The sequence below is a fragment of the Litoribacter ruber genome, assembly GCF_018500185.1.
Classification (GTDB): domain Bacteria; phylum Bacteroidota; class Bacteroidia; order Cytophagales; family Cyclobacteriaceae; genus Litoribacter; species Litoribacter ruber.
Genome location: NZ_JAHBGI010000026.1, coordinates 1 through 13,487, shown reverse-complemented (window position 1 = coordinate 13,487; position 13,487 = coordinate 1). Strand labels below are relative to the sequence as shown.

13 protein-coding genes are annotated in these 13,487 nt (G+C 43.2%); 10 read left to right on the top strand and 3 right to left on the bottom strand.

Annotation, left to right across the window (positions count from 1 at the left end; all coding sequences use genetic code 11):
- The first annotated feature begins 1,880 nt into the window (after window positions 1-1,880).
- The 5 genes from KIH41_RS17640 (at window position 1,881) to KIH41_RS17620 (ending at window position 5,162) form a co-directional block, all read left to right on the top strand.
- Window positions 1,881-2,105 (top strand): DUF6140 family protein, encoded by a 225-nt coding sequence (locus KIH41_RS17640; RefSeq protein WP_213946731.1) that lies wholly within the window; start codon window positions 1,881-1,883, stop codon window positions 2,103-2,105.
- Between the two features lie 133 nt (window positions 2,106-2,238).
- Window positions 2,239-2,676, top strand: a complete 438-nt coding sequence (locus KIH41_RS17635) for a hypothetical protein (protein WP_214163284.1) — start codon at window positions 2,239-2,241, stop codon at window positions 2,674-2,676.
- Window positions 2,677-2,697: 21 nt separating this feature from the next.
- A complete protein-coding gene (locus tag KIH41_RS17630) occupies window positions 2,698-3,033 on the top strand; it encodes a hypothetical protein (protein ID WP_214163283.1) in 336 nt (111 codons plus the stop codon).
- A gap of 28 nt (window positions 3,034-3,061) precedes the next feature.
- Entirely contained in the window at window positions 3,062-3,733 is a 672-nt protein-coding gene (locus tag KIH41_RS17625) for a hypothetical protein (protein ID WP_214163282.1), read from the top strand.
- Window positions 3,734-3,971: 238 nt separating this feature from the next.
- Window positions 3,972-5,162, top strand: a complete 1,191-nt coding sequence (locus KIH41_RS17620; protein ID WP_214163281.1) for a hypothetical protein — start codon at window positions 3,972-3,974, stop codon at window positions 5,160-5,162.
- A 369-nt stretch (window positions 5,163-5,531) separates the two neighbouring features.
- Here KIH41_RS17620 and KIH41_RS17615 read toward each other — a convergent pair whose 3' ends face one another.
- The 3 genes from KIH41_RS17615 to KIH41_RS17605 form a co-directional block, all read right to left on the bottom strand.
- Window positions 5,532-5,720, bottom strand: a complete 189-nt coding sequence (locus KIH41_RS17615) for a hypothetical protein (protein ID WP_213946734.1) — start codon at window positions 5,718-5,720, stop codon at window positions 5,532-5,534.
- Between the two features lie 128 nt (window positions 5,721-5,848).
- Entirely contained in the window at window positions 5,849-6,736 is an 888-nt protein-coding gene (locus KIH41_RS17610) for a hypothetical protein (protein WP_214163280.1), read from the bottom strand.
- 493 nt (window positions 6,737-7,229) lie between these two features.
- Window positions 7,230-7,883 (bottom strand): HAD family hydrolase, encoded by a 654-nt coding sequence (locus KIH41_RS17605; RefSeq protein WP_214163279.1) that lies wholly within the window; start codon window positions 7,881-7,883, stop codon window positions 7,230-7,232.
- 1,723 nt (window positions 7,884-9,606) lie between these two features.
- Here KIH41_RS17605 and KIH41_RS17600 point away from each other — a divergent pair.
- From KIH41_RS17600 to KIH41_RS17580, 5 genes are all read left to right on the top strand, one after another.
- Window positions 9,607-10,521: a pirin family protein gene (locus tag KIH41_RS17600; RefSeq protein WP_213946726.1), complete on the top strand. Its 915-nt coding sequence runs from the start codon at window positions 9,607-9,609 to the stop codon at window positions 10,519-10,521.
- Between the two features lie 69 nt (window positions 10,522-10,590).
- Window positions 10,591-10,896: a GNAT family N-acetyltransferase gene (locus KIH41_RS17595; RefSeq protein ID WP_317194972.1), complete on the top strand. Its 306-nt coding sequence runs from the start codon at window positions 10,591-10,593 to the stop codon at window positions 10,894-10,896.
- Window positions 10,897-10,979: 83 nt separating this feature from the next.
- Window positions 10,980-11,183, top strand: coding sequence for a hypothetical protein (locus tag KIH41_RS17590; protein ID WP_214163277.1), 204 nt, complete (start codon window positions 10,980-10,982; stop codon window positions 11,181-11,183).
- 541 nt (window positions 11,184-11,724) lie between these two features.
- Window positions 11,725-12,294: a dihydrofolate reductase family protein gene (locus KIH41_RS17585; RefSeq protein WP_214163276.1), complete on the top strand. Its 570-nt coding sequence runs from the start codon at window positions 11,725-11,727 to the stop codon at window positions 12,292-12,294.
- Window positions 12,295-12,717: 423 nt separating this feature from the next.
- Window positions 12,718-13,236, top strand: a complete 519-nt coding sequence (locus KIH41_RS17580) for a hypothetical protein (protein WP_214163275.1) — start codon at window positions 12,718-12,720, stop codon at window positions 13,234-13,236.
- Window positions 13,237-13,487: the final 251 nt, after the last annotated feature.

Sequence of the window (13,487 nt, the reverse complement as noted above, 5' to 3'; positions counted from 1 at the left end):
CATGGTAATTTCTTTGCCAGGGGTTGTAAATGTCGGTTTCGTTCCTAAACCATTTGGTCACGCCGATTTTGAATCCACGGATGATGGAACCGATGGTTTTTTTAGGCGATGCAAAAGGCACAGGGTCGGATCCCGCCCGTAGGGGTGAAAAATTTTTCACCCCTACGGGCGGGATCCCATCAAGGAAACGTGAATTAATTCCCCCTTTAGGGGGCAAGGGGGCAAAAACGGAGATTACTTACGTTAATCCCNGAATCCACGGATGATGGAACCGATGGTTTTTTTAGGCGATGCAAAAGGCACAGGGTCGGATCCCGCCCGTAGGGGTGAAAAATTTTTCACCCCTACGGGCGGGATCCCATCAAGGAAACGTGAATTAATTCCCCCTTTAGGGGGCAAGGGGGCAAAAACGGAGATTACTTACGTTAATCCCTTAATCCCTTCAACCCTTCAACCTATTCATAGATTTGCGCAGCGATGATCGGCTAATAACCTTCTTACCATATGTAATAACGCCGCTGTTTAGGAGTTTATGTCCGCTGTCGGCTGTGCCTCCAGCGAGACGGTTTAGGTGTTTAGGCGCGAGGCGACGAAGAAAGCTGAAGGCGGTTGCGGGTGGTGCGCTGGGCAAGCTTCAACTGGTTGGGTGGGGGAGGAAGCTTTGAGATCCAGGTAACGTGTTGAAGAGCCCTGTCCGGCAGGCCTTCATCAACTAATCTCCTAAACCTCCCGATCCGCGCAGCGATGATCGGCTAATAACCTTCTTACCATATGGAATAACGCCGCTGTTTAGGAGTGTATGTCCGCTGTCGGCTGTGCCTCCAGCGAGACGGTTTAGGCGTTTAGGCGCGAGGCGACGAAGAAAGCTGAAGGTGTTTGGGGGTGGTGCGCTGGGCGCTGGGCAAGCTTCAACTGGTTGAGTGGGGGAGGAAGCTTTGAGATCCAGGTAACGTGTTGAAGAGCCCTGTCCGGCAGGCCTTCATCAACTAAACTCCTAAACCAGGCCGCAGGCCGAATAACCTACTAAACGCCGCAGTTTAGGAGTTTATGTCCGCTGTCGGCTGTGCCTCCCGCGAGACGGTTTAGGCGTTTAGGCGCGAGGCGACGAAGAAAGCTGACGGCGGTTGCGGGTGGTGCGCTGGGCGCTGGACAAGCTTCAACTGGTGGAGTGGGGGAGGAAGCTTTGAGATCCAGGTAACGTGTTGAAGAGCCCTGTCCGGCAGGCCTTCATCAACTAAACTCCTAAACCTCCCGATCCGCGCAGCGATGATCGGGAAATAACCTTCTAAACTGCGTAGTTTAGTAGGTTATTCGGTCTGCGGCCTGGTTTAGGAGTTTAGAAACCGCGAAGCGACGGCTTCATCGCGGCAGTTTCACGCAAAGGGCGCAAAGGATAACGCAAAGGGCGCAAAGTTCTGGGGATGGCGTGGAACCTAAACTCCTAAACCTCCCGATCCGCGCAGCGATGATCGGGAAATAACCTTCTAAACTGCGTAGTTTAGTAGGGTATGCGGTCTGCGGCCTGGTTTAGGAGTTTAGAAACCGCGAAGTGACGGCTTCATCGCGGCAGTTTCACGCACAGGGCGCAAAGTTCTGGGGATGGCGTGGAACCTAAACTCCTAAACCTCTCGATCCGCGAAGCGGTGATCGGGATTAAACTTTTAAACTTCATATCCAACCTCCCCTTTCGTTCCCCCAAACACCCCCTTTGTACACCCGAATCCCGTGTTTGTTCATTGGACTACTAAAATATAAGGGGTGAAATTATATTTGATCAAATACCAGGTGCAGAAGAATGAACTTTTACTCTTACGGTCTTTAACGTAAATAAATTTTTGGTTTCAGTCCTCTAAACCATAAACTATAAACCATACCCCAACATGGCACTCTACAAAATAACCGTCAAGCTCCCTGTATTCAACAACGGCGTGCGCCTGGAAAAAGGCATGCAGGTGGACGTGGTGATGGCCTCCGCTGCCCACTATCCCCTGCACTACAACAGGGGCCAGGAAGTGGTCAACGCCTTCCAGCGTATCTACGGCGTGGACCTGAGAAAAGCCAACGCCGTGAGCACCGCCCACCTGGAGGTGGTGAAGGTGGGATAATTCCATTATTAAAATGGAGGAGCAATTAACCGTCATTGCGATCCCGACCACCTGTGTTTCCAGAGAATAAATGTCGGGAGAAGCAATCTAACCCGCCATCCCCTTAAACTTTAACCCATAAACCATAAACAAAATGTCAACCCTCACCAAACCTGATCCCAACCGCCCTTACATGCGAACAGAAATCGACAAGGAATTTTCCCGTGTCAAAGCCCGCATGCATGCCGAAGCCGTACAGCGGGGCGGGGGAGTGGCTTTGTACACCGACTGCTACACCGGCAAGATGCTAAGAGGCGGCGACCCCTACGACTATGAACACATCCGCTCTTCCGAGGAACTCTTCATGCAATACCGCGACCGCTACACCAATGAGCAGATCGCCAAACTAGTCAACTGCCCAGAAAACGTCGCCGTCACCCTCCGGACCATCAACATCTCCAAAGGCAAGCGCCGGATGGAAGACTGGATGGCCGTGCCGGGGAATGTGGAAAGGCATGGGGTGGATGTGAAGCTGGTGGGGGAGGTATTGGAGAGGGCGGATTATGAGATTAAACTATTCAAAATTAAATAATTCATACTAAACTACATTCAGATGTTAGAATCTATAAGTGCATATTTTGATCATAACTCAAAAAGAATTTTAGAAATAAGTAAGAAGTATAAATATGTTGCAATTATTTCAGCTGTCATTGCTTTTTACAATTTGTTTAATTTTTTCAGTCCAGAAGGAGGTGCAACTTCAATTTTATTATTAGTTTTTTCAAGTTTGGTGTTTTGGGTTTCTTTTATCATTAGAACGATAATGAAACTTGCAGCAAAGGTCGCTGATAAAATATCAAAAGTAGTTAAAAATTCAGATAAAGGTTTGGATTTTTCTAATAAATCAGAAGTGAATTTATCGCCTCAGGTAAAAGATGTTTTAAACTAGTGTTTTATATATATTTAATTTAAAGATTATGGATTTAATGAAAGTGGTAAATTCTGTTGCACCTTCTTTTGAAAGTATTAGAGCAGAAATTAATGAGTTGAAAATTGCCAACCCAAGTAAAAATCAAAATGAATTAGCAAAAATTTATGGTAAAAAAATTAAAAGAAAATATACATCTGTTGGTGTTGCATCAGCACTCCCTAGTGTTATTCCTGGTTTTGGTACAGCTGCCCAAATTGCAATTGAGGCTGGGACTATCTCGGCTGATTTAGCTCTTATGTTTAGGTGGATGGCTTCAACTTGTTATGGAACTGCACTCATATATGATAAAGATATAGAACAAGATTTTAATCAAGAATTTGTAAAAATACTTGGAATTTGGTGCGGAGTTGTAAAAGGGGCCAAAACAGCAACTGTGAGGGTTGGTACTAAAATAGCGGTAGCTCAATTTAATAGGCATGTTCCAGCGAAGATTTTTATGAAAATTAATCAACGAGTGGGAACGACTATTCTAACAAAATATGGGACTAAGAGAGGAGGTATAGCTGTAGGAAAATTAATACCTTTTGGTGTAGGAGCGACTATTGTTGGTGCATTTAATTATACTATTATGAATAAATTTTCGAAGGATTCTATTTCATACTATGGGTCTTTTGAGGAGTATATTGTTGAAGAAAATGGGAATGTTTATCAAGTTTAATAAGTAAGTATTATTATTAACCCATGCCTATTCTCGTTGCTCAACCTCGGGAGTAGGCGTAATTTAAGACTTTTAAAACATACCATTTTTCCGATGTGAGGTCAGTTGAGTAAATTGATTCTCCCCACCTAGGCTCAGGATTCCGATTTTCCGTATTGTCCCATTGTCCCACCATTTTCGTCATACCTAAGGCTTCCCGTCAAAAATTCTTTACTTTTACAAAAAAAACTAACTACCAATGGATTTTAACCAACTGGAAAAATTTTGTGTAGACCATAGTCGTAAGGGTGAGGAGATTTTGGAGTGGATTATGTATTATGGGGCAGGTAAGGATAGACTGGACAAACAGTTTGACCAGCAAGCCAAACCCTTTAAGCATGTTCTTCGGGAGCTGGCCCCTGCTACATTTAGGGAATTGAAAGCCCAATTTATTACTTTTAAAATCCTGAAGGAAAATGGTCTGATCCATAAATACCTAAACCATTCTTCAGTCAAAAATAGGGCGCCACATGATTATTCCTATCTTCAGAAAGCCGCTCAGAAACCTTATAGATTTGCTTTTCTTTTGGCAAAAGATAATCCCGCACCTAATTTCTTTAACATGCAGGATGTCTTCACTGGGGAAGAATTGTTGATGTATAGTCCTGGAGTGGCTCAGGATTATGGTGACGCTTTGATGTTTTACTGTATGGTTTCCGACAATGGACAATGCTATCAGACTTATGGCCCAATAGGGGCCTTCAGAGGTTTTGATCCCAACGACATCTTTTTTTATGCATCAGAGCTTAACCCGGCCATCACCACGGATGAGGAGCTACAAGAATTTGTACAGAAAGTACCTCTTAAATTTTCAGCATTATTGCCCTTTACCAATATTCCGGTTACTGTACACGGCAAAGATGAGCTGATTGAAATTGTCACATTTGGCAATACTCAGGGGATAAAGAAAAGTGGGCTTAATAAGGATTTTGAGGTCAAGACTTTCGAGGATTTTCAAATCTGTACGTTGAAAAGGTACGGGGAATTCCCGCATTTTGCTACTTTATTTTTAGACTGGAAGGAAGATGAAATGGTGCTTTCGGCAATGACAGATGCGGGGTATGATAAGATGGTAGAGGCGGTAGCGAAGTTAGGGGCAAACATTCCCGAATATGCGGATATAAGACTGCATCCTTCCATGAAGATCGCCATGAAGGATATTCTAAAAAAAGAAATTTTGCTCCACCCTTTTGATGCTTCCGTATCGGATGATGAATCTCTGGATGATATGGATAAAGAGAGTTTGAACCTATTGCTTGATAAATTGATCTTTTTGGTAAATGAAAACCGAAGGCCGGATTTTGCCAAGCTAGCCCATGAATTTAGTCAGGATGAAAATACTGTAAAAGATCTTTACAAATTGATATTGGAGAAAGTAGGTAAGAGGTAGTTGTGTTTGATGGTTTAGAAGTTTATTCAGCCTGCGGCCTGGTTTAGAAGTTTAGAAACCGCAAGCGACGACAAGGATGAGGCTTTGGTTTCACGCCACGAGCGCAAAGGGAAAGCGCAAAGAGCGCAACGTTTTCTGGTTTAAGGGTTTAATGCCCTGTTGGGAATAGCTGCGCTATATTCCCAATNTTCCCGCCACGCCTGTGCGCCGTGGCGTAGCGGGCAAGCATCTTATATTATTAAAAGTACGTGGTTGACCTATAATCCTCTAGGTTTTTATCTTTCGTATTTATAATATTTGTTGCGAAGAAGCCTTTGTGTACTTCTTTTGAACTTGGTGTCCTTTGTGACCAATTTCCCTTCGTACTTTCTAAGACTTGTCATCCGTCCTTTTTATCAGCCCCAGGCCGGAGCTGAAGAAGATCAGTCCGAGGACGAAAAACACCAAGGTGGTCTTCCAGTCTCCCTGCTGTTCATCCAAAAACAAAATAGCGCCATAAATTAGCCCCCCAATGCCCAAAAGTGTAAGCAAGGGCCCAAAAATTCTTTTCTGATTCATCTCAAATGTGAAGTGGTGTGTGAATTAGCAATACCTTTCAAAAATAATGCCCTGCTAGGGGAAGTTTCACGCAATGGGCGTCAAGAGTTGCTTGCAAAGTTCGCTAGGAGGAAACGTCAAGCGACGAATTAGTGGTTTAATGGTTTAATGTCCCGCTGGCATAATTGCATAGGATGCCCAGCGGGACTGATTAATGGATTAAGGAGCGATCCATTAAAACCCTCAATCCATTTATAAGCCCAATCGTCTGCTGGGCGCGTACATTTCCACCCGACATCGGACATCCAACATCCCTCAACCCTTCCTCGTTCTTTCTCCAGTACCTTGATCCTTTCCAGAAACTGCTCCTTCAATTCCTTTACAAATTGAAGCGGGTCCTCGTAGCTAATCAACACCAGGTACAGATAACTTTGCTTTACCTCAGCCAGCCTCTCCTGCAAAGACCCTTTCCTTCGTAACAGAAATTCCCAATCCTCTTTAGGAAGTTTAGGGCTGTTGCCTGCAGCCGAAACCGGCTGATCCTGTAGGATGGCATGATAAAAGTCCAGCAGTTCATCCACATCACCATTTTGGTAGATCCGGTTGAGTTCCTGGGTAATAGCAGTGGCGCGCTCGAGGGCATCCTTATCCCCTGAAGTTCCCATCTTGTCAGGATGAAACTGCTCGATGGCTTCCTTGTATAATTTCCTGAGCTCGATGTCTGGTTTTTTTGATTCGGCAGGTGAGAATTGGCTGTGATGCTGCATCACCACGCCAGTGGGCGACTGATAGTTCTTGCCCCTCATTTTTTGCTCCAGGCGCTTGGCCTTTTTGGCTTTCTTCTGCTCCTTATAAAGAGCCTTCAATTCATTCACCCTCCTGATTTCCTTCTCCAGCCTGGACTGAATCATTCCTGTCAGCCCCTGAACCTCTTTCTGAATCCGGTTCAACTCACCTTCCAGCGCCTTGATCTCCAGCATCAAGTTCCTATTGTCCCCAGAGGAGGGAAGCTGAGCTATGTTACTTGGGAGTGTCATCAAAGGTGGGGTTTAGGGGGATTTAGGTGGCAAATATAAGGATAAATATTGGAGCGATAGTTTAATGGTTTAATCCCCGTAGGGAATAGCTGCGCTACATTCCTTCCGGGTCAGATTAAGGGATTAAGGAGCGGAGGTATCTTACGTTAATCCCTTAATCCATTCAACCTATCAACCTTTTCACGCGTTGGTTTAAAGGTTTAACGTCCAGAAGGGAATAGCTGCGCTAGATTCCCTTCTGGACTGATTAATGGATTAGGGAGCGGAAGTATCCTACGTTAATCCCTTAATCCATTCAACCTATCAACCTTTTCACGCGTTGGTTTAAAGGTTTAACGTCCAGAAGGGAATAGCTGCGCTAGATTCCCTTCTGGACTGATTAATGGATTAGGGAGCGGAAGTATCCTACGTTAATCCCTTAATCCGTTAAACCCTTCAACCTATTCATAGATCCGCGAAGCGATTATCGGGAAATAACCTTAACCCATCTCATTTACCAGTTTTCCAAAAACTCCCTCACTTCATGCAGGTTGTCAAAAACCCTGTCCGCGTCAAGAGATTTGCGTATGGATTCATGGGTATTGATTCCGAAAGTTGTCAGGCCCGCGGATCTGGCAGAGGCGGAACCGGTGGGGGAGTCCTCCAGGGCCAGGCAGTGTTGGGGAGCCATATTGAGTTTTTCCATGCACATTTGGTATGGTTCGGGGTGCGGCTTGGGGTTCTGCACCTCTGTACGTGAGATCAGGGCCGAAAAGAAATGCCTGACACCGTTTTTGTCCAGGTGGTAATTGGCCACTTCCCGTTTGCTGGATGTCACCACGGCCATCACCACCCGCTGGTCCCGAAGGTAATGAATCAGGTCGGTGGCCCCTGGCATCAAAGGCACGGCTTCCTCCTCATGTTGGATCTTTATAAACTCCCGCACCTTGTCGAAGAAAACCTCCTTTTCATCCCTTACACCATACTTATCCTGCAAAAGCCCAAAAGTTTGCCCGTCCGTTTTCCCGGCAAACTCCTTCAGCCAATCCTCACTTTTGAGTTCACGCCCATAAAGCCTCAAGGTACTCCTATAGGCCTTATAATAAAACCATTCCGAATCTATCAGCGTCCCGTCGAGGTCAAATAATACTGCTTTTATATTGTCCATTGTTACTTGCTTTCATTAAAGACTATTGTGCCTGTGAAAAGTTTGCGACGACAAGGTTGAGGCTTGGTTTCACGCGGAGGCCGCAAAGGGAAAACGCAAAGAGCGCAACGTTTTTTGGTTTAAGGGTTTACTGTCCTGTTGGGAATATAGCGCAGCTATTCCCTTCTGGGCGTTCAACCATTCCACCAACCCGTGAAAAGGTTGATAGGTTGAATAGATTAAAGGATTAACGTAAGATACCTCCGCTCAATAATCCATTAATCAGTCCTACTGGGAATATAGCGCAGCTATTCCCAACAGGACGGATTAATGGATTATTGAGCGGAGGTATCTTACGTTAATCCTTTAATCTATTCAACCTATCAACCTTTTCACGGGTTGGTTTAATGGTTTAACGCCCAGATGGGAATAGCTGCGCTATATTCCCAACAGGACGGATTAATGGATTATTGAGCGGAGGTATCTTACGTTAATCCTATAATCTATTCAACCTATCAACCTTTTCACCGGTTGGTTTAATGGTTTAACGCCCAGATGGGAATAGCTGCGCTATATTCCCAACAGGACGGATTAATGGATTATTGAGCGGAGGTATCTTACGTTAATCCTATAATCTATTCAACCTATCAACCTTTTCACGGGTTGGTTTAATGGTTTAACGCCCAGAAGGGAATAGCTGCGCTAGATTCCCTTCTGGACTGATTAAGAGATTAAGGAGAGTAAGTACCTTACGTTAATCCATTAATCCATCCAATCCTTCAACCTTTTCATTCCCTAAACTCCTAAACCTCCCGATCCGCGAAGCGGCTATCGGGAAATAACCTTCTAAACTACCATAATCCATTGATCAGTCCTGTTGGGCCTATAGCCCAGCTATTCCAAACAGGACATTCAACCCTTAAACCAAAATACGTTGCGCTCTTTGCGTGTTCCCTTTGCGCGCGGGGCGTGAAACCAAAGCCGCAACATACGCGGCGCTTGCGATTGCTAACCTCCTAAACCTCCCGATCCGCGAAGCGGCTATCGGGAAATAACCTTCTAAACTGCGTAGTTTAGAAGGTTATTCGGCCTGCGGCCTGGTTTAGGAGTTTAGCAATCGCAAGCGACGCGTAGGATGAGGCTTTGGTTTCACGCCACGCGCGCAAAGGGAAAACGCAAAGAGCGCAACGTTTTTTGGTTTAAGGGTTTAATGTCCTGTTTGGAATAGCTGGGCTATATTCCCAACAGGACTGATTAATGGATTAAGGATGTTTAGAAGTTTATTCGGCCTGCGGCCTGGTTTAGGAGTTTAGAAACCGCAAAGCGACGACAAGGTTGAGGCTTGGTTTCACGCCACGAGCGCAAAGGGAAAACGCAAAGCCCGCAACGTTAAGTTTAGAAATCGCAAGCGACGCATAGGATGAGCGTTTGGTTTTGCGCCCCCGTATGGGCCGATGGTAAAAAGTAGATTCCCCGCATGGTAAGGAAAAGGGGCACTATGGCCACTAAGAAATTATAAGTCTTAGTATCCGCTTGCTTTGCCTGCAACCGTTTAATTATGTTTTGAAGTTTTTAAAGGCACAATGTTTCTGCCTTCGACCTGCTTTCAACAATAGGGTAGGTACTGAGTTTGACGCTAAAAAAAGACCGCTCAGAAAAAATAAACACTACTGTGAACTGAAATAGAACTTGTATATTTGGTTACCAGAGATGTTTTAAAGAGTTTATTGTTTAATTATTGATTATGCTAGATATTGTTATAGAAGCCAGAGAGGCTAAAATAGCCCAAGGCTTTGCAGTTAAACGTATTCTTCCATATCAGCTTCGGAGGATGGTTGGACCATTTATTTTTATGGACCATGGTGGCCCATTAAATATGCCGCAGGGATCTATCAGTAGCTTAGATGTTTTGCCTCATCCCCATATTGGTTTATCGACCGTAAGTTACTTGTTCAGCGGAAATGTGACTCACCGGGATAGTCTAGGAATAGAGCAGGTGATAACTCCCGGAGAAGTAAACTGGATGACTGCCGGAAAAGGCATTACACATAGCGAACGGTTTGAAGATCCTGCTATGCTGGCGGGAGGAGAACTGGAAATGATACAGACTTGGGTAGCGCTTCCCGAAAAGGATGAAGAAAATGATCCGTCCTTTAATAACTATAAACCTGAACAATTGCCGGTATTTACGGATACAGGTGTTTGGATGCGATTGATTGCCGGAGATGCCTATGGCTTGAAAAGCAATGTCAAAACACATTCCCCCATGTTCTATTTACATGTCGTATTGGAGAAGGGTATTCATTTCGGCTTGCCTATTGGGCATAGCGAACGCGGAGCCTACATTGTCAAGGGTAGCGCCGAAGTAAATGGCTTTATTTACTCTGCCGGACAGTTACTGGTTTTCACCAAAGGTGTTGATCCCAAGATTGTAGCCAAAGAACAGACCACCTTGATGATGCTGGGTGGTGAACATCTAGGTGAGAGATATATATGGTGGAACTTTGTTTCCAGTAGAAAAGACAGGATTGAACAGGCCAAAGAGGATTGGAAACAAGGGCGTATCGTTTTACCCCCCATGGACAGTAAAGAATATGTTCCTTTGCCTGAAGATAAAAGCAGGCCAGCGGGTAGTCCTCCTCCCAATGCACTTTCCTAATCTTTTGTTATTTATTCCACTTATTAAAATCCATTGAATTGATCGGTACAAAAGTTATCCCACTTAAAAATCAATCAGTATAAAGACACTAAAATGGAAATACTATTAAAAGATGATGGAACAAAAGGCTTTGCTATGTCACGTGAAAATAATAAACGTGTAGGGATGATGACCTATTCTATTGCTGGCAAAAACCTAATTATCATAGATCACACAGATGTTGATCCTGAATTTAACGGTAAAGGTGTAGGCAAGCAAATGCTTTATAAAATCGTAGAAATGGCCAGAGAGAAAAATATTAAGATTGTTCCCCTGTGCCCATTTGCGGCATCTATTTTCAGAAAGTCGGATGACATCAGGGATGTATTGAAATGATAAAAGATTTATCAGCGTTTTACTGAGTCCAAACACTACGCTAATATGTAAGAGGTAGAAGTGTAAACCTTAAAAGCTAAAACATGAAGGCAAAAACCGAAAATAAAAATGAGCCCACTATTATTGTGGTTTTTGGTGAGAAACTGAAGGAATATATCCTCAATGAGCCTATGGTTCCCTTCAAAAGAGTCAAGGTAGAGGTGTATGTGCTGAATGTCCTCCTTGCAGGGGCGAAAAATTTTTCGCCCCTGCAAGGAGGACAACGGATCCAATTGCCTAATGAATAGAAGTATTATCCATCAAGGGATAACCTTCAATGGCCTAAGGAAAGGGTTTTTAAGAATTAATTTTCGACAAATTTTCAGTATAAATATAGAGCCATTGGTTCTGTCCCTTTAATATGTTTAGCTTTATTTTTCCACCTTAAAAATATTAGGAAAAAACACTATTTTTAAGATGATTTCTTTTCGTATTCAACAATTCCTCATTTTTGAAAGGTTGGGATAAGTGAAAAGCAAACTAATAAACGTATTCAAAAGTAAAAGTTGATTAATATTTTATGAGAAAATACCTGTATACTACCGCCATGGTGGGTTTTATTATGTTTTCTGGCTTTAGCGCCAATCCTTTATCAAATGAAAATATCACTCCAATTTACAGCGTAAATTGCTGCAAGATCTGCAAGAAAGGAAAAGCCTGTGGAGATTCATGCATATCCCGTGAATATAATTGCTACAAACCAAAAGGATGTGCCTGTAATGGATAAAATGTAACGAGACACAACCAATAAACCCTTTCTAATTTTTCCTAAAATCAGATATGAAAAGAATGAGAAAACTTATAATGTGGAACGTAATGACCCTTGATGGATATTTTGAAGGTGATCAAAAGTGGGATTTATCGTTTCATAATGTTATTTGGGGAAAAGAACTTGAAAAATTAAGCCTTGAACAACTTCAATCTGCGGATTACCTCGTTTTTGGCAGGGTGACATATGAAGGTATGGCTGCATATTGGACAAAAGCAGAAGCCGAAACTTCCGAACCGGAAATTGCCCGACTTATGAATAGCATACCCAAACTTGTTTTTTCCAAGACCTTAAAATCGGCCGAATGGATCAACACGACAATTATTAGTGATAACGCTTCAGGTGAAATCCGGAAACTAAAAGAGCAAGGTGGAAAAGACCTATATGTTTTCGGCAGTGCAAACCTATCAGAGACATTGATAAACGACAACCTGTTTGATGAATACCGTATAGGTATTGCACCTGTTATTTTGGGTAGTGGAAGGCCACTTTTTAGGAATGGCATTATTTCCAAGAACTTATCTTTAATCTCAACACAGCAACTTGATACAGGTGGAGTTATCTTGAAATATTCAAACAATAAAAACTGACATAATCAAAATTGCGACACAAGTATAAAAAGGAGATAGTCGACTGCATGACAGCTCTTACCCAATAGGCGGGGTTCGTGTTCGCCATCAAGATATTATAAAATGCAAAAATCTGGTTTAATATCATCCATTGACTTTCTTGTGCCACTTCTAGCAACAATTCTAGGGGTTTTGGTGATGAGGTATTTTGAGGTGCCTGTCCATCTGTGGTTGTTAAACCTTGTTTTTGTTTGCCTTGGGACCATTATGGCAGTGTATTTTCATAAGAAGCCAAACTTAACAACCAATATTCATCCCGTAATGGTTATAGCTGTTACAATACTTTTGCTTTTATGCACTTTTTTGGACAATGGGATTATGAATGTGCATCGCTGGATTAATCTCAATTCTTTTCAAATAAACATAGGGTTAATAGTTTCTCCTTTGATATTGATACAGCTTTCAAGGATTAGCAATCGTACACTTGCCGTTGCATTGAGCATGCTAATTACCTTGATCTTTTTATTCCAACCAGATGCTTCTCTGGTTTCGGCTTTTTCCATCTCCGGTTATTTTCTACTGTTCAGGAAATTCAAACTCATCAACCTATCATTCTTGTTGTTCAGCCTGATCATGATAGGTTACGCCTGGTATAACTTGGATAACCTAGAACCGGTCAGATATGTGGAAAACATCCTTGCTTTAGCAAAAGAAATTTCAATGGGTTTCTATGTTTTATCAATCGGTTCCTTACTTTTGTTATTACTTCCGTTTCTCTTCAAAAGAAATGACCTGTCTGTTACCCTGGCCATCTACTATTCCATTTTATTGATTGCCACTATTTTTGGACATTTTCCCGTGATGCTGATGGGTTATGGGATTTCCCCTATTATAGGATACTTTTTTGGTTTGGTTTGGCAAACAAGCAGCAACAGTAGCGTTAAGCTAATAAAGGTACCCTGACTGCCATCCTTCCGCGAGGAAAGCCGTCAAGGTTGCTTCTTGTCCATTTCCCTCATTTTCTCGTTGCTCCCTTAAAAAACTTAGTGATATCCCTTTAAAACCCTGACTGCTATCCCTTTAAAACCCTGACTGCTATCTAGGCAGTTTTGTGTCCTTAGTGGCCTCTTTTTCCTTGTTGAGTCCTTACATTACTCCGCTTACAACCCAAATAACTCATCCCCCTCCCAATTCATCGGGTTATTTCTGATGTA